Here is a 22,392-nt window from a genome sequence, read left to right on the forward strand (position 1 = left end):
CATCGCCAAAAGGCCGGGGTTCGCTATCGGAGACGGACCGGCTGAAGGGGCGCATGGTGGAGATCTGCCGTTTCCCGTATTGGATGCGCTGAGCCGGGTTACCGTCCGAACTGCTGATCGATTACAGCCAACTGCTGGCCGTCGTGGTCTGCGACCGCCCTCCGAAATGCTGCAAAGCCGTCGGCGCCACAATGTGCTGGGGACGCATACGCCTCTTGGGCCGATGCAAGAATCACTGCTGCTCTACCGGCATGCTCCCTGGAAACTTGCCACAAAAACCTAGCGCTCAACGGTGCAAAATCCATCACAAGCCGGAAGGTGGTTCCCTGGCGCTCTTCCCTCGCTAGCTCCACATTCGTCTCCCGGCCGATCCAAAATAGAAACCGCGAACGTCGCAAGCATAATGCCGACAAATACGGCGGCGTTTCTACTTGCCGGCAGGGATTCATCTAGTCAGTGCCAGGGACGAACGCAAGTCCAGCGATGTAGGCATGCTTGCAGTTGCACGCTTGGCAGCGGTACTCTCGTTGCAATATACATCCCCTCGCCGTCCAGGGAAATACTCATGCGTCTAGACGCCTTTATCGAAGCCGAGATGCAGGCCATCGTGGAAGAAGCCGTAGCATTCGCGCGCACCATCGCCTCGCTAACAGAAGAGGACGAGGCGGAGGTTCGGAACCACATACCGAAGATCTTGGAAAACATTGCCCGGGATCTGCGAACAGCGCAAAGCGAGGCGGCCAGCATCGCAAAAAGCAGAGGCGAGGCGGCCGCTCGGCTTGGTACCGACGCGGATATCCACGGACTCCAGCGCGCAAAAATCGGTCTAAGCATCGCGCAGGTTTTAGCGGAGTACCGCGCGCTGCGTTCAAGCGTCTTGCGTCTTTGGTTGGAGAAATGCACGCCGGACGAGGACTCCATCCGGGACGTGGGTCGTTTCAATGAAGCCATTGACGAAGCGATCTCCGAATCGGTTCGAGCATTCGTGACGGAAACGGAAAACCGCCGGCAACTATTTCTCGCAGCGTTGGGGCACGACTTGCGTGGTCCGCTCCACGCAATCACCCTGGCCACGAACGCGATTGCTATCGCAGGCCAGCAGAAATCAGCGAAACTAATCGACGTCTTGAAGAAGGGCACATCGCGGATCGCCGAGTTATTGGACTCGCTTCTCGATTTCAACCTGATCGGCCTGGGCGGGCGGATGACCTTGAACAAGGCCACTGCGGATCTCCAACAACATTGTGAAGAAGAGCTGTACCTGAGCCGCGCGGCTTCGCCTGGTGTAAGCATCGAATTCGTCGCTAGCGGCAATTGTGAGGGCGAATTCGACGCCTCGAGAATGCGAGAAGCCTTAGGCAATCTGCTGTCCAATGCGATTAAACACGGGATCGCATGTCAGCCGATACTGGTGGAGCTACGAGGCACACCTGATGCCATCCACCTCACGGTGAGCAATGCCATCGACGGCACTATTCCGGCATCGGAGTTGGCGCTGCTGTTCGAGCCCATGCGCCGCAGAGCTGGTAAATCACAGTCTAATGAACGGTCTCACTTGGGGCTGGGCCTCTTCATCACGAAGGAGATCGCCAAGGCTCATGGCGGCGATGTGACGGCGACCTGTGACCGGAATCAAATCAGCTTCACACTCTCTATCCCAAGAGCGGAATAGGCTGCGGCACTTTTTTAAATGCACAGAGCCAGCCGAATCACCTCGACGGCGGCTTCCAGCCGCAATGCTGTACTCCAGCTTCGTTGTTGCCTACGATGGTTTTTGCCGTTGGGTCACCAAGCACGTCCGTCGGCAGCAGATACACGGGCTTGAACCACGTGCAAGACCGGTCGATTATGCGAGTCTTGACCACCACCTCAGGTTCTAGTGTCTGGGGCTCGCTGCGCGGCGGCTGCGTTACTGCGCAGCCCGAGAGTGCGAGAGCCGCCACGATGCTAACCGCGCGTGCGCCATTTATCGACAGCATGCTGCACCTCCTCGTGGGTCATTGCGGCAAGGGTTGAATCGATATCGGTGCGCGCGCTGGCCGCGTTGACGGCGGATTGAGCAACATCCGCGTCGGCTTTCGCTGCCGCTGCGCGATCGCGCTCGGCCTGCGCTTTCACCTCCGCGACGTTCTTCTCTGCCTGCGCCTGCTTGACTCGTGCCTCCGCAGCGCGGTTGTCGCCCGACTTCATCCCCAGCCAGGCAACTAGCCCACCGATGGCCACGCCCAGCGCGCCTAAGATCTGCGCCCAGAATGGCGCGAGTATTGCAATAAAAGAAGCCATGACACCTCACACGTCTTGCGCGCCGTAGCGCAGGTTGTCGGCCATGCGCGCCATCCAGCCGCTGCCGAAATAGGAGAAGGTCGAACGCGTCCGCATGAAGTCGATGCGTTGGGCAACGTAGCGCATGATTTGCGGGCCTTCTGGCATGGACAGGGCAGCAGCCCGCGTCACTGGTCCCCATACGCCATCGGCAGGGACGCCAAGGGCCTGTTGCAAGCCCAGGATGGCCTGCCGGATGCCAGAGTTGATGGCGTAGTCCAGTCCCTGGTACGCGATACCGTCATACAGCTCGTCGGCGTGAATCTTCAGCCAGAAATCGCGCTCGTATATTTCGATGGCCTGGTCACGCGACAGATTCTTGATGTCGAGATGGGGATAACTGCGCTTGCTGATACCCCATTTCGTCTCGCCGCCCGGGTCGCGCGGATCGTTGACATAGCCGCCTTCGTGTCCCAGCACACGCTCGATGGCCGTTCGGAAATCAACCATCCCCCAGCTCCTCCTCCTTGCGACCGAGAAGGCGCGCGACCCGACGCCGGATCAATCCGTAGATGAATCGTTGGTTGGCGATGCGCGCCAGGACCGTCAGCGCCACGCCGATGGCCGGGCCGATCGCCTTCTCGCTCGTAGGGAAGTACTGCACCAGCAGCGGCATCAGGTCGCTGGTCCAGTGGTCCGCCAAGATCGGCAGCGCGATTAGGATGCCCAAGGTGGCCAAACCAACCCAAACCGACCACCACCGCTTAACCTCGCTCCATTCGTCCGCCAACAGCTTCTTCATTTCGCCCACCTCTGCGTGTCCGGCCGATTGGCGGCCATGTTCGTGATGATCTGGTCCTTCAACTGGTCCATCTTCCCGATCACGTCCTTCACGTCTTGGCTGATGTTGCGCAACGCATCACGGGTGTCGCTGCGCTGGTCGACCTGTGCCGACTCGATCCGTGCCATCCGCTGCTCCTGCTGACGGTCATGTTCTTCTAGCGTCTGCACACGACTGAGCAGCGCGTACCACCCAGCTATGACTATCGCGGCGCCACCGACGAGCCAGATCAACAGGCTTTGCAGGCTGATCGTCGGATCGATCCAGCGGGACTTCGGATGCTGGGTGTCGTGCATATCTGTCCTTTTGATAGGCATAAAAAAAACCGCCTTCAGGCGGTCAGGGGTCGTAAAATCCGACGATGGTCTTCGATCCCATCTATCTCGGCTGGCTTGGCGCCCTTGTAGTCCTATGGGCTTGGAACGCCTGGCGCCGCAAGTAGCCCACCTAACGAAGCAGCAGGAAGCAGAAGGCTCGCACCAGCGGGCGTCTGGCGCTGCGTCTGTGCCAGCAGGCCGGGCATGATGTTCTGCGCCTGGCCTTGGCGGATAGAAATCTCGATATTCCGCAAAGGATTGAGAATCGCGGCCTCACCAAAGGGAATTTTTCCGGCAATCGATCGCATCAGGTCGTAGCCGCGCCCGGCAAGCAGCGCCCCCGAGTTGCTGTTGTTCACGGCCGACCCGACCGGTTGGGCCTGGAGATAACTCGCCACCCGCCCCACCGCTTTCAGCTGAGTGATTTCCTGCGGAGTAAAGAATAGCTGTAGCTTGCGGTCCCCAATCGCCTTGATGGCGCGGTTATAGGCCGACTGGCTGAACTTGCCCACTTCGTCGGATGCGCCATTCAGCGCCTTGTCCCGAAGGTGGCCCACGATGGAATTTCGCACGGCTTCCTTCTCGGCTGGGCCTATGTTTGCCACCACCGCGCGGGCGTCAGTCAGGTCGCCATTCACCACGAACTTCTGCACGAACTTGTCCGGCTGGGCACCGGCTAGCGCCGCCTCGACCGGCTTGGACGACTCCTGCCAGTTGAATCGAGCCTTCGACGCGGCGCGCGCCTGGTTCAGTGCATCCATGTACGCGGCAGAAGACTCGTCAACATTGCGCAGCACACTTGCAACGTCGCCCGTCACGATCCCGGGCGGCAGCCCAGTAGCCGGGCGTGGCTCAGCGGCATCGATAGCTCGGCGCGCGATGGCGAGAGCCGCCTTCACGTTCCCGTCCTGCGTACCGCGCTGAGCCGTGGCGAGCATGGTCTTCAGGTTGTCCAGAACCTGAGCATTGAACGGCACTTCGTGCACCTGATCGCCAACACGGACCGAGCCTTTCGATATCTGGTTCAACATCGAACCGATGTTGTCAGGCAGGAAAGCCAGCTTGTTCTCTTTCGCCAGCGCGTCGAACACGCCATTGATGACCGGTGCACGCTCCAGCGGGATATCCCCACCCGCCATGGACCGAGCTCGGTTATACAGGTCCGTCACGTGAGACTGAGCAGCAGCATCCCGGTTCAGGATGGTGCTGATCACACCGGAGCCAGCCTGGAACGGATCAGCCTTATCCGCGCCGGCTTCGTTCAGCCGCTGAATGAGGGTGGCGTTATTGGCGTTCTGGATCCGTGGCAGAGCGGCGAGCTGATCGTCCGACGTGTTCGCCGCGATCTTGGCCAGGTTCTGCTCCCGCGTGATCTGCACCGGGTCCAGGGTGATGGCGCCACGCGTCGGCGTAGCCCCGACTGTGCGGAAGTCTGCCAGGCGACGCACAGCATCGGGACGCAACTCCCGGCCAGTGCGCAGGACCGAGGCCATTTCCGCCTTCAACGCGCGGAGCACTCCATCCGGCAGCGTGGAAGCATCTACCCCCGCATCCGTCAGTGCGTTGGAGAGCCGAACATCGATATCGGCCGGCGACACCCGCGACAACAGAGACTTCCCAGCGCTCAGCCCGGCGTTCGCAGCGCTTGCCAAGCCCGCGCCAGCCAAACCGCCCAGAAGCGCCCCACCCGCTTGCCCAAGCGGCCCGCTACCGTTTTCCTTCGTCACGCCACCGAGCAGCCCAGTCCCGGTAGCCGAAGCGACTTGCGCTCCCGGGCCGGCGGTGAGCAATCCGCCCAGTTGCCCGGCAAGTCCCGGCGCCGCCTCAAGCAACTTCGCAGCCCCGAAACCAGGCGCCACACCCGCCATCAGCCGAGCGGCATCCCCTACTACGCGTTCCTGTTTCGTCTCCGGCTTCGGTAGCCCCACGGACCCGGCGAGCTCGGAAGCCGCCTTCCCGGTCGGCGCGGCCTCAGGCAGCCCGACGGCTCGCGCGATAGGGTTCACCATACCAGCACGCAAGGGCTCGGTGAACAGCTGAAGCGCATTGCCCACGCCCTCGATGCCGTACCGGGCCGTCAGACCAAGTTGTCGGGCCAGGCCTTCCATAAAGGTGCGCTCAGGCGGCGCATCAGCAGGGCCGCTTGCGGCGGCAGGGGCGGCAGGCGTGGGAGTCGGCTGCGCCTGCGTCGCGGTGACCGGCGCATCCTGGTTCCCCATCTCGACCCGAAGCACGCCGTCCGGCCCGCGCGACGTGGAGACACGAGGCGCAGCGGTCTTCGCGCCTGCGAATATGTCGTCCGTATCCGCCGCCTTCGGTACCGCCGTCTTCGCACCACTGAAAATGTCATCCGACTCAGCGGCTTGGGCAGAAGGGAATATGGCGTTCGCAGCTTGGTTCAACATGCCGCGCCAGCCCGAGACGCCCCGGACCGCATTGGCGGCAGCGACAAGCTTGTCCGCGTACTGCGGGTCTTCCGCATAACCACCGGACGCCAGAGCTCGGGCGTACTTCTGCGCGTCCTCTCCGACGTTCATGACCCCCTGATATCGACGGCCAATCAGGCCGGCAAAGTCCTGGCCGAACTCGTCAGGCGATCCGTAGGCACGATACTGGTCGTTGCTGCCGGTTTGGTTGTCCACGGCAGCGACACCCGCTCCTTTGATGTTGCCAAGGTTGTTGGTGCCAGGAATAACGCTCTTGCCCCAGCCGGTTTCTAGCCCCCATTGCCCGAGCAGGATCGACGGGTCCACCCCTAGTTGCCCGCCGATGGTATCGGCCAGGCCGCCGTACTGCTGTACGAACTGCTGCGGATTCGCCATTTACTGTCCTTGCGGGAAAAGAGGGTTGTTCGCGGACCAATTCGAGAGCGCCGTTTGGAAGTCGTTGCCGCTCGGATCCATGGAATCCAGCCGCCCGTACTTCTGCCGCCACTTTCGAGCGAAGGACGCCACGTCCTTGTTCCGCTCCAGCACCTTCACCTGATAGTCGATCAGCTGCTTACGGCCGGCGTTACTCTGGGTCAGGTTCGGCACGGAGGCCTGTAGGAAGTTACGGTCAGCGTCCGACATCGCGCCGGGCATACCGCCACCGTTGGCTGGGTCTCGGAGTTGCAAAGCGAGCTGATTGCCGATGGCAACGGCGGCTTCCTTGGCCGGCAGCTTTTCATCGAGCTTGATATCCAGCGAGTTTGCCAGCTTCGCCCCCTGCAAGCCCAGATTGGACAGCGTGCCGCCCTCGAAGCCGTCCAGCAGCTGCCCGACGCGCTGGTAGTTGGCAATTTGCTTGTCGGCGTTCATGCCGGAGGTTTGCAGGTTGTTGTAGGTGTCGGCGGACGCCTTCGCGACAGACTCGTTGAAGGTCTGGTCCGCCTGGCTTGGTGTGCGACCTAGGCCGGTCGATGCTTGCACACCGCCTCCCAATGCGCCCACGGCCTGAGCGCGGGGCATCAGCTGCGTGCCGCCTTTCCCGTCAGGCACCGGCACCAAGTCATAGCCAGCCTGCGCGCCGGCTGTAGCGCCGGCGGTCGCCCCCGCCATGCTCGCGGCCGACTCGACGGCACCGGGAAGATTCTGCACCCCGACCACTCGCCCATCCTTGATCACGGGCGTCTGACCCTTGTCGATGCTCGGGGTATACGTCAGTTGCCCATCAGCGCCCACATTGAAGGAGCCAGGGTTACGGTCTTGTCCGTAGTGAGCAAGCTTCCACGCGTCGGTCAGATCGCCGCCACCCAGCGCCTTGATTAGCGCAACCTGATCGATGCTCATGTTCGCAAGTCCGCCCTTCGGCGGCGCGATAGGGGACGCCGGAGCGGTTCCGCTGGCAGCAACCGGCATTGCCTGTGCCGCGCCACCCGCTTGCCCATCCGGCGTTATCCCTCCCAAAAGCCCCAGAAGCGCACGTTGCTTTTCCGAATCCTGTTGGAGTTTCGCCGCTTGAGCCTTGCGGTAGTCGTTCAGGTAGGCCGTCTGCTGCGCGCCCTGTGCGGCCTGTAGCCCCGCCAGCGCTCCAGCCCCGATGGCGTTTTGCGAGTTAGCGCCGCGAGCATTTGCGAGGATGCCCAGGCCAGCAGCAAGCAGTCCGTAGTTGCCTGGGGTTTGGAGCTGGTCGAAGAAGCCCGCGTTGGGGTCAGTTCCGTCTAGGAGTGCCATAGTGTCCTCTAACCAAACAATCCAAAACCGGTCAGCAACGAGCTGTCCTTGAGATCCTTGAACGCCTTGCCGAACTGGAAACTTCCAGCGTCGGCAGCGAAGGACATGTCATGGCCGAAGCCCATGTTGTCGTTCTTGCCAAAGAGCATGGGGGACCAGCGTTTGTCCACGTCCTGGCTCAACACTCGACCAGTGGCGAGGTCTTTCCAGTAGTCGGCGCCATCGCGGCGATACCCGTGATTCTTGGCATAGCTTTCGTTGGCGATGACCGCAGCGGCCAATAGGGGCCAGCCCAAGCTCGCGCCAGATGCCGCAGCACTACCACCAGCGGCCCCACCAGCAGCCGTACCACCACCACCCGCAAACGCACCCAGGGTGCCGCCCGCACCGATGCCACTGGTCGCCGCGCCACTACCCGCGAGGCTGACACCAGGCGCTGCCGTAAGCCCACCAAGACCGCCTAGGCCACCCGCCTGCGACACGGGCAGCCACGTGCCCGTCATGCCGTTGGTGGAGCCTAGGGCGGTATTCCCACCGGCCTTCGGCAAGAACTGATTGATCATGGACGGGTTGATCCCGCCGCCCTGGCGTTGCTGCTGTTGTTGCTGCTGTTGCAGCATCATCTCGCGCTGACGGCGGGCTTGGTCGGCCTGTTGGCCGGCCACCTGGAGGCTTTGAAGCAGCCCCGGGCTTAGAGTTGTCGGCATATCGTCCTCACAGTGCGCTCAAGAGGCCCAGGCCACCACCGATCAGCGCGCCATATCCACCGTTACCGCTGCCGATGCTGTTTCCGATGGCACCGCCAGCAAGTGCACCACCCAAGCCACCCGCTAGAGGATTCGAACCACCAGACGCAGAACTGGTGCTCGTGCCGCCAATCCCAGCCCCGGGCGATACGATGGACGCGTAGTTACCCAGGTTCGCCCAGTTGTAGGCGTCGCCCGCTCCGAGCAGGGACAGCATCTGCTGATACCGTGCGTCCTCCGCGGCCTGGTTCTGCTGCTGCAACGCGGCCCCAGAGCCAATGAGAGACCGACCTGAGCGGCATTCAGGCGGTTGTTGATGTTGTTTTGGGCAACGGTTGCCGCCTGGTCATTCAGCGCTTGGGCAGTGGACTGCATGCGGTTTTGTGCGTTCTCGAACGCCGTCCCACGCAGGTTTGCGGCTTGGGTAGCCAGTGCATCGGTAACGCCTTGCGTGCCGAGCCCTTCCACGATGCCTTGCCGCGAACCACCGAACCCGCCCGCCGCAGTTGCCCCTGACCGCAGGCCAGGAGCCACGTTTTCGAGGAAGTTGCTCGACAGGTCGTTGCCCAGCGCCGAGATTTGGTCATCCAGGTATGGATTGTTGACCTGGCCGGAGAGGATTTGCTGTAGCGCTGCGGTCGGATCGAGTGCGCCCTGGCCAGCCCGAGCGGCAGATAGATCAACCTGCGATCCGTCTCCGTTGATGATCGATTGGCCAGCGTTGGTGATGGCGTCCGCGCCTGACTGATCTGTTGCCCGGCCCTGAATCTTCGCCAACCATTGGTTGACAACGTCGTCCATGCCGGAGTTCCAGCCCCCGTTCTGGTACAGGTTAGACGCCTCACCATAGATCCCAGGGGTGCCGCCCGTGGTCGTTGTGATGTAGTCGTTGGGATCGTAGATCGGCGCACCCTGCCCTGGCCGCACCGGATCGTAGTCGCCACCACTGCCGACTTGCTCATACCCGATAGGCACCGCCCCCGGGCGAAGCGTCGTGCTGGTCGTGCCGCCCTTGCCGGTCAGATACTGCTGAACGCCCTTCCAAGGTTCAGAAGAGGTCGTCTGCTTGTTGCTGCCGCCGCCGCCCTTGCTCATGCTATTTCCTTCATCACGTTAACCGTGTCTTCCTGCCATCCGTACTGGGCCAGTTGCTTGACCCACCCCCGCCTACCGTGCAGATAGACCCGTTTGCACCCTTTGTCTTTGGCGAACCCGCAGATCACGTCCTCGACAGCGAACAACCACCGATCCATCCCCTTCCCGCCCAGGCATACGGCAACCAGGGCCGAACCGAGCGAACCCGAATAGATGCGCGTCACGAACGCAGCCGCAGGTTGGCCGTCATCGACCACCCAGAGCTGGTATTCCTGAGCGATGATCTTGGCCAGAATGTCGTCCGGCGTATCGAGGGAATTGCCGCGCGCGAGGGCGTCCGCTATCCAATCCCGAACCAAAGGCCAAATAGCCGGCACCGCATCCGTAGGCACGCCTTGGATGCGGATCACGATTTCGGTCATGGCTAGACGATTTTGTTGGCTTCGATGAACATCGTGTCGCGCTGCTCGTCACTGATGCCCATCTGCTCGCAGGCATAGTTCAGCGCTGGGCTGCTACGGTTGAACGTTGGGGCGCGCAACCAAGCAATCTTTCGTTCGTCGTCGTCCGCCATCTGGGAGAACAAGCTGTCCGCCGAGGCCCATATGCCGATGCGACGCATATAAACCTCACCTTGGTAGCGGGTGACCGACTGCGGGACAATTACCGGCAGGTCTGGCGCCGGCGCCGGCACGTTCCCGCTATCCACCCAGGCCAGATAGTCCGTCCATGCCTGGTCACCAGGATTGTTGGCGATCCACAGGATCGACCCATCATCTTGCGTCGCCACAACGCCGTCGTAGCCTTGTTGCTGTCGGTATTCCATATCAGTGGGTGGTCACCGCACCAATGCGCGTGCCATCGATATAGACAGAAAGCCCAGTACCGTCCCAGGCGAATTGAACGATGTTCCCGCTCAGGGTGTTGACCATCCAGTTCTGGTTGGTGCCGTCGATTGAAAGCTTCAGCGCTGCCGTGGTGCCTTGAGCGGTCCACGCTACATTCACGACATTACCGCCCCGCGTGACGTAATTCCCAGCGGCCTGCTTGCCAGCCAGGGCCGTTGCAGTTGATGTGGAGATCGGCTTATTGGCGTCGCTGGTGTTGTCCACATTGCCCAGGCCGACGTCTGCCTTGGTGACTCCATTCACCGGCAGGCCACTGGGACGCCACTGCCCACCGAAATACCCGTAGTAGCCCTGGCCCTTCCCGGGATTCCACTGCGTGCCGTCCGCCAGAGCAATCATGCCTTCGCGCGGCTTGGGCGGTGCGACATACTGCATATCCAGGTAGGCGAACGGCTGCTGCCCCGTCATCGCCTCCCGGATCTTCTGTAGCTCCTGGCGCATCCAAACAGCGTCATATTCGACAGGGGGATTGGCGGGTGAATATGCCATCAGTAGCCCCCTACCACGGTCACATCCATGTCGAACTGCTTCAACCGCCAGGAAACGATGCCGGTCGATTCGATCCGCACTGCCAGGTAACGCCCCTCAAACTCCATGTCAGCCTGTAGGTCTTCACCCACAACGTACTGAACCGGATCGGTCCACGTCACGGCGCCCTCAAGGTCGTCTTGCGATCCACCATAGACGTTCAGCACTGTCCCGGTTTGGGCCTCTACCCGTAGTCGGATGCCTTTGCAGTACTTCACCGTCTCCGGCGCGTCGAAGGACATGCCCGTCTTCTCGACATAGCTGGTGAACGCTTGGCCCTTGAAGGTCTTGCCGGTATCGACCAGTGACAGCGAGTTGTTCACAGCTGAGGCCAACAGGACACGCGGGGATGCCTGCGTGTATTCATATTGGTTCCACGCAGTATCGTCCGTATCCCACGGATCAGGGTCAGCGTCCCAGGAGTTGCCCAGGCTGTAGACGATGGTCCCCGACGCGCCGGCCGACGCCTGGCTCAGGTCGCGGATACCCCACGTTCCGTCTTTCCAGTTGTAGACGAGCGCAGTATCCGGCCAATCGGAACCGGTACGCGGCACGCATAGCCACGCCTCATTGCGCCGGTAGTTCGGCACCGCAAAAGAACGCTGATAGGTGTCGGCATTCAAGTTGTCGAATAGCCATTTCCGCACCCGCGCGTCAGCGATGGACGGAGCCGTGGAACCGTCGAAGTTCACCACGTCGCCCTGCGTCAGCACGATGTGCCCGCCCGCATAAGGCACCACGCAGTTCTGAGCAAGGGCACCCACGCCAGCGCCGGGAACGGGCTTGTTCGACCAGATATAGGGTGGTCCAACATAGTCCATCTGCCAGATGCTGTTTTCCTTGTAGACGATCAGGCTTTGGCCCAGCGGCACGGCGTCAACAATCACGTCGCTGGTGTCGGCCAGATCGAACTGGCCGGCATCCTTAGTCGGATCGGTGATATCCCAAGACACGGGGAGCGTCCCAGGGTCGGCAGGATGCGACCACCGTACTGCGTACGGACGCGCAGCGCTGTTATCCGTCAGGTTCAGCGCGAAGAGGAAGTTCCGGAAGGGACGAACCACTTTCGCGCGCAGCGTGGACGGCCAGGCAGTGAGGTTTGCCGCTTTCGTCGCGGGATTTCCGCCCCAGAACTGGGGCATGTCCTTGCCGTTGTTGACGACCAGGACGCCAGACAGCACGCCACCGTTCCACCTGTCGTCCGCCGTCCCCGTATAGGCGCCAGCCGTGCGGGTGATGTCGGTATGGGTCACGTTTTGCACACAGGCCAGCTTTTGCAAGCCCGCGTACACCCAATACCGTCCGTTGATGCTTTGGGTTGGGAAGAGGCCATATGGCGCGAACAGTGGCGTGCCGTTCACCAAGGCCTCGCCCTGCATCTTCTCCACGTATCCATCACGGAATCGCGTATTCCGACCATTCGACCATTCAGTAGGCGGGAGCTCGTGCGGGAAACCGTCCAGGTTCAGGCCGGAGCCCATGTCCTTAAATTTGACGATGCCCATAGTCAAAGTATTTCGAGGCGACCGACATCGGCGCCGTTGATGATGACCCGCAGGTTCTGACCATCTCGAAGAAACTGGATCGAACCCACGCCGTTGGCTCTGCTAAAGGTGGCGTAGTCGCCTGCTGCCTGCTTGCTATTGGGGTCAAAGTTTCCGGTGGTCCAGAGCGCCCCCATGCTGACGCTGTCCACCCCCACGTTGACGCGCGATCCATCCCATGCCATGGAGACCGTGTTGCCCGAATTGTTGAGTACATATCCCGAGCCACCGAAGCCGCCACGAATCGCCACCTTGCTTGCGATACTGGGGGAAATCACGTTCGCGAAGTACGAGCTAAGCGTGCCACCCCACGTACCGCCGATCAGATCGCCTGAAGTGGTTAACGTCGCGCTGCCGTTGCCCGACGCGACATTGCCGGTAGATATGACGGTCGGCGCAGATATCGCACCGGAGAACGCCGCCCCGGCCAGATTCGCCTTGGTGTTCAGCGCAGTTTGCGTGGCGATGCTTACGCCCTTGTTCGCGTCGGACGTATTGTCGACGTTGCCAAGTCCGATGCTCGCTTTAGTAATGACCGCAGTGTAAGCGGACCCGTTCCACTCCTGCGGGCCAACTCCGCCACGATAGATGGGACCGATATTGGAAGTCGGCGCCGCGTTGAATATCGGCACGGCAGGCTGCCAAGACGCAGTTGTCCCGTTCGTAAAAAGGAACTTGTTGCCGTTCGATGCTTGGCTCGGCAGTGAACTCTGAAACTGCGCCTGATCCACGTAATCGTAGATAGCCTGGCTATTGCCGGCGAGCAGACGGAAATTCGTGCCGTCGCATACGACCATCGTCATGCAGTCGGCAACGATTGCGTTCGCGCGAAGGGGCGTACCTTCCGGGTTGACGATGGCCACCGCCGCGAGCGAGCCAATCTTGAGCGTCGCGGCCCCGGTGTTCGCATGCGCCGCCTTGAAGACCAGCACCGTATTCGCAGCATAGGCTGTCGGCGCCGGGTCCACCGTCACTACGTAGTCGTTCGCCGTCGCTCCCTGCGCTTCCGTGCCCGCCAAGAGCACTTCCGCCGCAAAGCCCCCGAAACAGTGCTGAAGGACGTTCTTCAGCAAGCGGAGATGGTCATCCCCCTCCGACTTCGGGCTACTTCCGTCCGGCTTGGTCGGGTCCAGGCCGTTTATCTTCGTGGTGTTCTCTACCGCCATTATTGCCTCGCCCGTCCAATAGCCAGTGTTCCGCCTGCAAACCGCGCCTGATCGTCCGCGAGCTGGATTCCTTGAATGGCGGTATCGCCACGGTCTTTCCACATCTGCATGCGCGCGTCGTTCAACAGGTAGGGCTCGGCCTCCGTAAGCGCGCCGAATAGGTAGGCGTCCGGATGGTTCGCCAGCACCCAATTGCTGGGCATGTCAGCAGTCAGGGACGGGATTCGCGCGTAGTAGCGCAGGTTCACCAACCCCGTATCGCCAGACACCAGAAGCGACCCGGCCTCAATCGCATAGAACCCGTTCTCGACCTGGCTGGGGCCGAACTGTAAGGTCGTCATGAAATCCAGGCCTTTGGTCCCGTCATCGATGGCGATGGGCTCCAAGAAGTCATCCGGCAGGACAACCGATCCGCCATAGACGTTCAGCGCCGCATACTTCCGCTGGTTTGTGGTCCGCAGAACACGGTTCATCCGTGCCTCAAAGAGCGCGATGAAGTCAGGAATGCGCGCCTGCTGGTCTTTACGCTTGATCCACCCCGCGATGGAAGTAGTCAGCGCCGTGTAGCTCTCGAAACTCATACGGGCCTCTTATCCACGCGAAAATGGCTGTGATCCGGGTCGTTCAAGAACTCTCTCATCAGCCGGTTGTCCTGCATGACCGCCTGGAAGGTGACGCCGCGCTTGATCGCCCAGGCATTCAGCACCACGGCGGGCACCGCAGCCACATGCCTGTCGCCATTGGCCGTCCGGTGATGGCCCTCGTTGTGCAGCGCCTTGGCATACTCAAGCTCCGGCTCCACGTCGGCCACGGTTTCGATGGCGAAACCACCATCCAGCTCGTGGAATCGGGTGACTTTCCGCGCTTCAGCGGTCAGGATTCGTCCGGCCATAAAAAAAGCCCGGGTTTCCCCGGGCCTCTCCCTCTCGTTGCTGCTTAGGTCAGGTCACGCACGGCGAAGTTGCCGAGCGGCGCATCGCATTTCAGCGTCCATTCGGTGTTGACCATGCGCTTGCGGTTGTCGCCCGTCTTCGCCAGGTCCTGGCCCTTCATGGCACGCAGGGTCAGAATCGACCACTTGGACGTGTCGATGCCGAACACTTCACGCTGACGCTGATAGCGGCTGTTCACGACCTTGTACGTGCCGAAGTCGCCCACGTACACGTTGATGGTCGCGTTCAGCTCCTTGTCCTCGGTCCGCTGGAACTTGGTGGAGTTCGCATCGAAGCTGGAGAACACGGGCCGCTGAGACGACGGCACGTACAGCGACAGGCTGTCCGAGGCGCCCGAATCCCACGCCTTGGTCGCGGCTTCGTTCAGCAGCGCTTCGGTGAACGCGCGTTGCGTGCCATCCGTGGGCGCGGTGTTCGTCACCGGGTTGGGGTCAGCGCCACCAGTGCCGATGCTGGTGTTGCCGTAGACGAAGCCCAGGACGCCGCGAGCCTGCGGGGCGGTGGTGCCGTCGCCGGCAATGGCGGTCGTGTTCTGGAGCGCAGCGAACTCGATATCGCGCTTCAGTTCGACCATCTTCTTGGCGTCCTGATAGGCGACTTCGGACTTGCGACCGGCCTTGTTCACCGCTTCCTGCGTCTCGGTGATGGCGTACGTCTTTTCCGAGATTTGGGTACGGTTCCCCAGGCGAACGGTCGGGGTCAGCGCGGCCGGCGTGGGCTCGTTACCCTGCACGACCTTGTTGTTGCTGGGCGTGGCCAGGGCGTCGGTCTGCCATTCTTCGTACGTGGCCTGGGCTTTGCCCTTGCCGATGGCGGACACGAACGGGGTTTCCTCCGGGCTGATCCGATAGATCTGGTCCGAAAGGGATTCGCGGTCACCTACAGCGGTGTAGGTGTCAAAGGAATTGGCGAGTTTTGCCATGATTTCATACCTTTCCAGTTGCCATGAGCATTTGCGCCAGTCCATCCACAGTGGGCTTGGCGTTGAAACGCTTCTTGACGGTTTCAATGGTCGAAGGCGGGGTAGAACGGGTCTGCTTCGCCGGCTTTTGCGGCGCGGCAGCAGCCTTCTTCACCGCTTCGGGCTTGCGGTTTTGCAGGTCGCGGTACTTCACCGCGTCATCCAACATGCGGAAGACGCGCGGATCGGTCACACGGCTCAATTCCTCCGGGTTGAACCCGTAGGTTTCGGTCGCGTGCTTGTTCCAGGCCTTCAGACGGTTCGGGAAGTCCGGCATTTCGGCGGACAGAACCCTTGCCGCCTCCTGCTGGCCCTTCGCAATCCGTTCAGCCTCTTGCGACTGCATCAGCTGAGTTGCTTTGCCGAGTCGTTCGGTCAAGTCTTGCGCGGTCTGTCGGGCGGTCGATAGGTCGGACTGCACCAGGGCATAGCGGGACGGGTCATCTTCGCGGTTGATCTGCTTGAGAGCAGATTCCAGATGCGCCACCGCCGCGCGGGCCATGTGCAACTCGCCAATCTTCTCGCCGTACAGGTTCAGCGCTGCAACCTGCTGTTGGGCTCGGGTCTGGATCTCGCTTTCCGCCTGCTCACGTTCGCGTGCGAGGCCCTGGGTCTTTTGGCGGTAATCCTGCTCCCGCATGTACCCCTTCTGGAGTTCGGACTCCGGAACCTCGTACTCGGTGCCATCGGCAGTCTTCCACTTGACCACGCGGTCCTGCGGCGATTCCTCTTCGGGTTGATCGCCCTCGCCTTCTTCGGATTCCTCCGACTCGGCGCCCTCGTTTTCAGTGGCTTCCTGCTCCTGGGCCTCGCCCCCGCCTTCCTCCGCCTCGGATTCCCCTGCGGGTTGATCCTCTTCGGTTTCAGGTTCATCGCTCATCTGCGATTCGACGGCTTGCGCCAGGCTTTCCAGGGTGAAATCTTCAGGCATTGCTTGCATCCCTATAAGGTTTGACTCCGATCAACAAAAAAGCCGCCTCAGTGGGCGACTTGTCGGTTGGTCTTTCTTACGGCTGCCATCAAAGGGCTGGCAGCAGGCCCATACGTGAATCAGTGCTTGGTGCCGTCGCTGTACTGCGCGGACGGCGAACCCTTCGCGACACGGATACCGGCGTCACGACCTTGATAGATGCCGTTGGTATCCGGGGCTTGGGGATGGGTCAGGCCGGTCACGACCAGGCCCATGGCAGCCGCGGCGTCCTCGTGCTTGCGCACGAATGCGTCGAACGGCGCCAGCGTGCTCAGATCCACGGGCTTGGGAACTTCGAGCTCGGCTTTGGGGGCGTAGTCCACCGGCTGGTTGCCGTGCTGCGCTTCGCCAACGACGGGCGGGTTGGCTTCGACGATGCCAGCCGGTTGCACGGGTTCGACCTGCACGGTAGTTTCCGTCACGGCGTCGTTCGTGCCGCCGGTCTGCTGGTCTTCGACCATCTTGTCATTGACCGGCTGGGTGGCAGCCTTGCGTTCGGCGTCGATATCCTTCGCCTGGGTGTCGATTTTCTTAGCCATGGAAATACTCCTTGATGCGTTGAAGGAAGGTCTTCGAAGGCGGCTCCATCTCCAGCATGTGCCGCGCTGCCGCCCCGTTCTGCAAATACGCTTCGAAGGCAGCGATAAACCGGTTCTTGGCCTGGAGCATCCGGTACAGCTCTTCCCGCTCGGCCGGACCAAGGGGCGTTTGCCCCTCACCGGCCCATAGGTCATGGATGTGCTGGTCCATCAGCGACAGTGCCTCCAGTACCAGCGGGTCTTGCATGATCCGTTCGGCCTGAATCGAACGATCCAGGTCCTTCTGGTCCTTGTCATTGAGCTGCATTCGGCACCTCCGGGCGGCTCAGGTTGGCGACAGTCTCCAAGTCCTTGCGGTCCTGCTCGCGGGACGCCAGTGCGGCTTTACTGCCCGCCTCAGCCTGCTTGAGCGCCAGGTTCGCCTTAGCTATCTCCAACTGCACCTGAGCCTGTTGCAGCTTGATCTGCTCGATCTGGAAGTCCATCTGGCGGGATTCGCGGTCGGCCTCGACCTGCATCTGCTTGCCCTGGAGCTGGATCTGTGCGGATTGGACTTGCGCCTGGGCCAACGCCGTGGCGTTCGGATCGTCTCCCTGGTCTTGCCCCTGCGGCGGCTGTGCCGGCGCGTCTCCAGGGTCCGTGAAGTACTTGTCCACGTACTTGAGCCCCGCGACCTTCACCAGCTGCGCCAGGGTGTTGTAAACATTCTTCATCGTCACCACAGGCGCCTGAGCACTTATGGCGGTCTGCTGTATCGTGAGGACCTGATTGAGGATCGCCACCATCTGCGACTTATCCCCAGACCCCAGGCCCGTCTCGATGGTCACGTCCATCTCAGGCGACCAGCCGGTCGGATCCATCTGCACCCACTGGTTGCGCAACTTGATCGTCGCCGGCTTGTCCTGGTTCTCCGTCACCAGGCGCAGCAGCAGGCGGAACAGGTCTTTCACACCCGTCTCCGCCATGATCCGGGCCATCATGAGCTTGCGGCGGTCGCCGGCCGTCATGATCTTGCTCACGCCCGTGGCTGTCTTGTTCAGGCTGTCCGCGTCTAGCCCCTGGTTGTACCGGGTGATGCCGGTACGGGCTTCCCTGCGGCTGTCCATGAACTCGATACCCTGCAAGGCCGAGTCCGCTACGTTCGTGGTCACCAGCGGCGATACGGCGTTCTGCATGGGTTGCTGGCCCCGGACGATACCGCCGATCCGGTTGTTCAGCAGGTCGTCCAGGTTCACGCCCGCCTGCGTGTTGACGTACGTACGCGGGTTGTTCGCCAGCATCAGCGAGTCGATGTACTGTCGCTGCATCGCCGTGCTGGACTGCTGGATCGGCACCACAGGATCAGCCAGCGCCATCCCCACCAAGCGGTGCGGGATCAAGATGGGCGACATGACCACAAAGTCGTTGTCTTCCGCATCGTCGTTCACCAGGGTCAGATTCCCACCCCGGACCACCCGTCGCCATTCCGCGATGCCGTCGCCGTCGTAGTCCAGGCGGATGAAGCCGTCGAATACCAGGACTTCCTCGGTCGCCTTGTCGGGCCATTCCTGCGTGTCGCGGTTCGATTCCGTCTCGTCGTTCGCCGTCTGGGCGATGCCGCCATCCTCGGAGAGGATCGAATCGAACGATTGGACTTTATCGACGTCGGACTTCTTGTATCCAGCCTCCAGCATGTCGGAGCGGGACATATACTTCATCTCGCCCACAATGTCAGCCGCTCCGATGTTCTTGGCCCGGGGCGTGACGATGAAGTTCTCAGGTTGGACGTTATCGATGTAGACCCGGCCTTTCTTGCGCGTGGTCTTGATCGTCACGTCGTACAGCTGACGGACAGGGGTGGCCAGATACGCCTCGGCTTGAGCGCGCATCTCTGGCGCCAGGGTGTTCAGTACCTGCTGCGCTTGCTCGCGGGCCTGCACGTCCTGGGGGTCGTCCTGGGTAGACTGTTCCTCGACTTCGGAGTCAGGATCGGCCAGCAGTTGCGTCAGCTGATCCTCATCGATCCCCGTATAGTCCCGCCGCGTCACCTTCTCGCAGGTTGCCCAGTACGCCCGAACGATCCCCATCTTCGACAGCAAGGCGTCCTTGATCCAGGTGTTCATGATCAGGAAGCCGGGGTTTTGCTTCAGGAAGATGTAGTTGATGTAGTCGGTTGCCTGCTGCGCATACGCTTCGTCTTCCTGGCCCACGGGCTCGTACTCGGCCACGTTGTCGCCAGACAGAAAGATTTCGATCAGGTCAGGGAGTGCGGACTCGACCGTCTCGTACACGTCCCAGGACACGGCCTGAGAGCGGCCGGCGGGCGCAGGGTCAGCCCCGCCCAGGTAATACCGATAGTTCCGGTCGCGGTCGTCCTTCAGGTGCTCTTCCTGCCAGGACGCGGCCTCGTTGATCTGGCTGTCCAGAATCTTGTGGAATTCGTCATCCGATAGCTTCGGCATCAGAACGTCCCCAAGTCAGGATAGTGGAGCGGTCCGCCCCAATCTTCGTTTGTCATCTGGTCAGCGTTGATTGCGATGTACCGCAGGTTGTCGGCGCCGTGGCTCCACTCGTCATGCAACGGCGCGCCTGGCTCATTCGTCTGTTGGTTGATGCTGCGGCGGTAGCGCTTGGCGCACTGGACGATGCGGTCAGCCTTCACCTTGTCGAACACCATCTGCGGGAAGGCCATGCGGGTCAGCTTGATGCCCTCTTCCACCCGGAGATTCGGCGTGATCTTCACCGCCCACCCAAGCGCCTCCATGATTTCCTTGGCGCTCTTGGCGGTCTTGAAGTCTTTGTGCTCGCCGTCATGGGGCAGCAACATCGTTCCCCAGTTCATGTTCAGCTTGCGCAGTTCGGCAGACCACCAGTCCAACGTCTTGTGGCTGTCTTCCAGGCTGGTGATCACCCGGATCTCACTGCGTACCTTCTGCACCAGGGAGACGAACATGGCGTCGTTCCAGCCTAGGTCCAGGACCACATGGACTTTCAGCAGCGGGTCATACGGAACACTGGCAATGCGTCCGCTGTCCTGCGCCGCCTGAATCTCGTCGTAGTAGATCGCCCCAGCCACAGCCGGCAAGCACTTGCCTTCCCATATCTGGGCGTAGCCCTTCGGGTCGCGCTTGAGGCAATCCAGCCGCTCTTGCTCCAGCACCTGCGGGAACCACGGGTTATCGCTGAAGTTGATCTGAACGACCACCGCGTTATCCGGCGGGTTCAGCACGAAACGCGAATAGGTTTCGTCCGTCTCCAGCTCCGGGTTAAAGGACACCCAGATTTCCGAGCCGTCCTTGCGGATCGTCGGGATCAGGATGCTCCAGGAACGCTTACTGACGTTCTTGGCCTCTTCGACCCAGACGATATCGACGCCCTCATAGGACTTGATCGATTCGGCCGTCTGGTCCGACAGGCCGGTAAAGATGAACTCCGTACCGTTCGCGCCCCGTATCTCGGTGGCCAGGACTTCGTAGAACCAACCCAGGCCGATACCGTCCACCTGGTCGGACAGCAGCTTGTGAACCGAATCCTTGATCGACTTCTGTACTTCCCGCGTGCAGAGGATCCGCAGCTTCCGCTGTGCACCCAACGCCAGCAGCGCTCGAGCGAACGACCACGACTTAGCCGAGCCCCGCCCACCATGCGCCACCTTGAAGCGGGCAGGACGAAACAGGCACTGGAGCTTCTCAGGGAACTCCAGTACCGGCAGATCGCGCGCGCCCATCTATTCCCCAGGCGACTTGAACTTGATCGTCAGAGCCATGTTGATCGGCTCATCCGGGTTTCCAACATGCTCGATCTTGTCGCGCCAAGCGGCTTTCTGCCGGTTCTTCAGCCAAAAAATCGCAGCTACCGTGTCGGGCGGGTAGACCTTCGTAATCGGCGTTTGGACGATCTCGCCACTGACCACGCGGATATCGACCTCGGGGTGCTCGTAACCCAGGGCGCGCTGGTAGAGCCGATCAGCGACTTCGGCGTCCGCCTGCTGCTTACCCTTCTTTAGGGCCTCAAGAAACTCCGGGTGCGCGCTCTTCCATGCGTTGATGGTCTGTTCGCTCGTACCAAAGAAGCCTGCCAACTCCTTGTCCGTTGCGCCCAGCAGGCATAGCTTGCGCGCTTGCTCTGCATACTCGGGCTTGTAGGACGAAGGACGGGCCATTTCTTCTGGAACAAAAAATTGCCGCTCTAGGCGGCGGGGTTTTGAGGAATCACCTGTGATTTGAATAACCCGGGTGCTTTCAATTCAAAAGTATCGGGTGAGACAGCTCGAAGCCGCGGGGAATTCGCTGACGCCGACGCAATACGGGCAGGCGGACCGCAGCAGAAGGCGGCGGGCCTGGAGCGCACTACCCGCGATGCGCTTCTCGCTGGATGTACCCCCGATCAGCGTGCGCCTGCCAGCTATGTCGCGGCGCGGCAGAAGCATTAGGAGCTTTCCCATAGATGAGAGTCAAAGTCCTATGATCGGGATAGATACCAACCAAGCAACCAGTATCTCGTCCCTTGTTAATGCAAATAGACATCTAGACGACGTCGTCGTGACCTTGCTACCGTTTTCCGCGCTGGCATAAATGGAATAGCGGCATAAGACCAGCGACCGGAGACATACCAGTAGGCCAATCAACCGGGGGATACCCATGGTCAGCCAGATTTCACTTTCGGATCAGCTATCCGATCATTTCGAAATAGCGCTGTTTGGTAAGAAGCTATCTGGCCTGGAATTGGACGCAGACACAAAGAAATCAATTCCAGACCACAGGGCCGGCGGCGATGTCAGCATTGTCACCGTCTACGGCCTTCGGACGTTCGGCCATTGCTTCAAACTAAAGATCCCAGTCACCCTAATACTTGCCGGGATCGGCGAGACGCCACGAGGCTGCGATGACTTCGCCGACGACACTGCATTTCTAATGTGGACGGTATCTCGGAAGACACCCTTTCCAACGATCAGTTTCGGAACGACGTCTGCAGAGGAAATGGTTGCAGGGAACGTTGAGCTTACCGTCCAAGGTCTGTCGATATACTTCACAGATCTAGTCGAAGCAGACGGCAAGTTATCTGGAAAGGCCGTAATCCACTGGGAGGAAAACGTCGGAGGTCGTCGAATTGTCCTGATAGATCAAACCATTCCCTTCTCGATCGTGAACCGAGAACGCATCTTTGAGAGGTCTTTTGAACCGATCCCCTTCGTCCGGGTTACGGTATACGCTGACGTGTTTTTCAGCATCGACACTCGGCGAGCATGCGTCGAAGTCAGAGCGACTTGGCCGGGGGGAAACGTCGGCGACACAAGATGTCAGATGTTTTGAGGGTCTCGTCCTGTTAAGGAATGGGTACCAAGCAACGACGTAGCGCGAAGGGTCGTCCTGATGACTATTATTAACGTTCGCAAAACGAAAGCCCGGCTCGCTTTTGCGTCGGCGGGC

24 protein-coding genes are annotated in these 22,392 nt (G+C 61.0%); 2 read left to right on the forward strand and 22 right to left on the reverse strand.

Going from position 1 to position 22,392, the window contains the following annotated elements; translation table 11 throughout:
* Nucleotides 1–565: 565 nt before the first annotated feature.
* Entirely contained in the window at nt 566–1,672 is a 1,107-nt protein-coding gene (locus CAL26_RS23430; RefSeq protein WP_179283470.1) for a sensor histidine kinase, read from the forward strand.
* A 275-nt stretch (nt 1,673–1,947) separates the two neighbouring features.
* On the opposite strand, the gene CAL26_RS23440 is transcribed toward CAL26_RS23430, so the two are convergent.
* From CAL26_RS23440 to CAL26_RS23545, 22 genes are all read right to left on the reverse strand, one after another.
* Nucleotides 1,948–2,283: a hypothetical protein gene (locus CAL26_RS23440; RefSeq protein WP_094849086.1), complete on the reverse strand. Its 336-nt coding sequence runs from the start codon at nt 2,281–2,283 to the stop codon at nt 1,948–1,950.
* Between the two features lie 6 nt (nt 2,284–2,289).
* Nucleotides 2,290–2,772: a glycoside hydrolase family 108 protein gene (locus tag CAL26_RS23445; RefSeq protein WP_094849087.1), complete on the reverse strand. Its 483-nt coding sequence runs from the start codon at nt 2,770–2,772 to the stop codon at nt 2,290–2,292.
* Nucleotides 2,765–3,064 (reverse strand): hypothetical protein, encoded by a 300-nt coding sequence (locus CAL26_RS23450; RefSeq protein ID WP_094849088.1) that lies wholly within the window; start codon nt 3,062–3,064, stop codon nt 2,765–2,767. Before CAL26_RS23450 ends, CAL26_RS23445 begins: the two co-directional genes overlap by 8 nt.
* On the reverse strand, nt 3,061–3,399 hold the full coding sequence (locus CAL26_RS23455) for a hypothetical protein (protein ID WP_094849089.1): 339 nt from the start codon (nt 3,397–3,399) through the stop codon (nt 3,061–3,063). Before CAL26_RS23455 ends, CAL26_RS23450 begins: the two co-directional genes overlap by 4 nt.
* A 113-nt stretch (nt 3,400–3,512) precedes the next feature.
* Nucleotides 3,513–6,242 (reverse strand): glycoside hydrolase family 73 protein, encoded by a 2,730-nt coding sequence (locus CAL26_RS23460; protein WP_094849090.1) that lies wholly within the window; start codon nt 6,240–6,242, stop codon nt 3,513–3,515.
* Nucleotides 6,243–7,574 carry a hypothetical protein gene (locus CAL26_RS23465; RefSeq protein ID WP_094849091.1) on the reverse strand — a complete coding sequence of 444 codons (1,332 nt, stop codon included), beginning with the start codon at nt 7,572–7,574 and terminating at the stop codon, nt 6,243–6,245.
* A gap of 8 nt (nt 7,575–7,582) precedes the next feature.
* Entirely contained in the window at nt 7,583–8,281 is a 699-nt protein-coding gene (locus CAL26_RS23470; protein ID WP_094849092.1) for a hypothetical protein, read from the reverse strand.
* A gap of 123 nt (nt 8,282–8,404) precedes the next feature.
* Nucleotides 8,405–9,415, reverse strand: a complete 1,011-nt coding sequence (locus CAL26_RS23475; RefSeq protein ID WP_094849093.1) for a hypothetical protein — start codon at nt 9,413–9,415, stop codon at nt 8,405–8,407.
* Nucleotides 9,412–9,837, reverse strand: coding sequence for a hypothetical protein (locus CAL26_RS23480; protein WP_094849094.1), 426 nt, complete (start codon nt 9,835–9,837; stop codon nt 9,412–9,414). The genes CAL26_RS23475 and CAL26_RS23480 overlap by 4 nt, the downstream gene beginning before the upstream one ends.
* Nucleotides 9,838–9,839: 2 nt before the next feature.
* Entirely contained in the window at nt 9,840–10,241 is a 402-nt protein-coding gene (locus CAL26_RS23485) for a hypothetical protein (RefSeq protein WP_094849095.1), read from the reverse strand.
* A gap of 1 nt (nt 10,242) precedes the next feature.
* Nucleotides 10,243–10,812: a hypothetical protein gene (locus CAL26_RS23490; protein ID WP_143277490.1), complete on the reverse strand. Its 570-nt coding sequence runs from the start codon at nt 10,810–10,812 to the stop codon at nt 10,243–10,245.
* On the reverse strand, nt 10,812–12,356 hold the full coding sequence (locus CAL26_RS23495) for a hypothetical protein (RefSeq protein WP_094849097.1): 1,545 nt from the start codon (nt 12,354–12,356) through the stop codon (nt 10,812–10,814). The genes CAL26_RS23490 and CAL26_RS23495 overlap by 1 nt, the downstream gene beginning before the upstream one ends.
* A gap of 2 nt (nt 12,357–12,358) precedes the next feature.
* Entirely contained in the window at nt 12,359–13,561 is a 1,203-nt protein-coding gene (locus tag CAL26_RS23500; protein ID WP_094849098.1) for a hypothetical protein, read from the reverse strand.
* Nucleotides 13,561–14,142, reverse strand: coding sequence for a phage adaptor protein (locus CAL26_RS23505; protein ID WP_094849099.1), 582 nt, complete (start codon nt 14,140–14,142; stop codon nt 13,561–13,563). The genes CAL26_RS23500 and CAL26_RS23505 overlap by 1 nt, the downstream gene beginning before the upstream one ends.
* On the reverse strand, nt 14,139–14,453 hold the full coding sequence (locus CAL26_RS23510; RefSeq protein WP_094849100.1) for a hypothetical protein: 315 nt from the start codon (nt 14,451–14,453) through the stop codon (nt 14,139–14,141). Before CAL26_RS23510 ends, CAL26_RS23505 begins: the two co-directional genes overlap by 4 nt.
* A gap of 44 nt (nt 14,454–14,497) precedes the next feature.
* Nucleotides 14,498–15,436, reverse strand: a complete 939-nt coding sequence (locus CAL26_RS23515; protein WP_094849101.1) for a DUF5309 domain-containing protein — start codon at nt 15,434–15,436, stop codon at nt 14,498–14,500.
* A gap of 4 nt (nt 15,437–15,440) precedes the next feature.
* On the reverse strand, nt 15,441–16,406 hold the full coding sequence (locus CAL26_RS23520; protein WP_094849102.1) for a hypothetical protein: 966 nt from the start codon (nt 16,404–16,406) through the stop codon (nt 15,441–15,443).
* A gap of 119 nt (nt 16,407–16,525) precedes the next feature.
* Nucleotides 16,526–16,984 (reverse strand): hypothetical protein, encoded by a 459-nt coding sequence (locus tag CAL26_RS23525; RefSeq protein ID WP_094849103.1) that lies wholly within the window; start codon nt 16,982–16,984, stop codon nt 16,526–16,528.
* The gene (locus tag CAL26_RS23530; RefSeq protein WP_094849104.1) at nt 16,977–17,291 is read right to left on the reverse strand and encodes a hypothetical protein; all 315 of its coding nucleotides are present in this window, start codon (nt 17,289–17,291) and stop codon (nt 16,977–16,979) included. The genes CAL26_RS23525 and CAL26_RS23530 overlap by 8 nt, the downstream gene beginning before the upstream one ends.
* On the reverse strand, nt 17,278–19,425 hold the full coding sequence (locus tag CAL26_RS23535) for a portal protein (RefSeq protein WP_094849105.1): 2,148 nt from the start codon (nt 19,423–19,425) through the stop codon (nt 17,278–17,280). Before CAL26_RS23535 ends, CAL26_RS23530 begins: the two co-directional genes overlap by 14 nt.
* Nucleotides 19,425–20,690 (reverse strand): PBSX family phage terminase large subunit, encoded by a 1,266-nt coding sequence (locus tag CAL26_RS23540; protein ID WP_094849106.1) that lies wholly within the window; start codon nt 20,688–20,690, stop codon nt 19,425–19,427. Before CAL26_RS23540 ends, CAL26_RS23535 begins: the two co-directional genes overlap by 1 nt.
* Nucleotides 20,691–21,125 (reverse strand): terminase, encoded by a 435-nt coding sequence (locus CAL26_RS23545; RefSeq protein WP_094849107.1) that lies wholly within the window; start codon nt 21,123–21,125, stop codon nt 20,691–20,693.
* A gap of 478 nt (nt 21,126–21,603) precedes the next feature.
* Between CAL26_RS23545 and CAL26_RS23550 the strand changes: the two genes are divergently transcribed.
* A complete protein-coding gene (locus CAL26_RS23550; RefSeq protein WP_094849108.1) occupies nt 21,604–22,275 on the forward strand; it encodes a hypothetical protein in 672 nt (223 codons plus the stop codon).
* Nucleotides 22,276–22,392 lie beyond the last annotated feature (117 nt).

Source organism: Bordetella genomosp. 9 (genome assembly GCF_002261425.1).
Lineage (GTDB): Bacteria > Pseudomonadota > Gammaproteobacteria > Burkholderiales > Burkholderiaceae_B > Bordetella_C.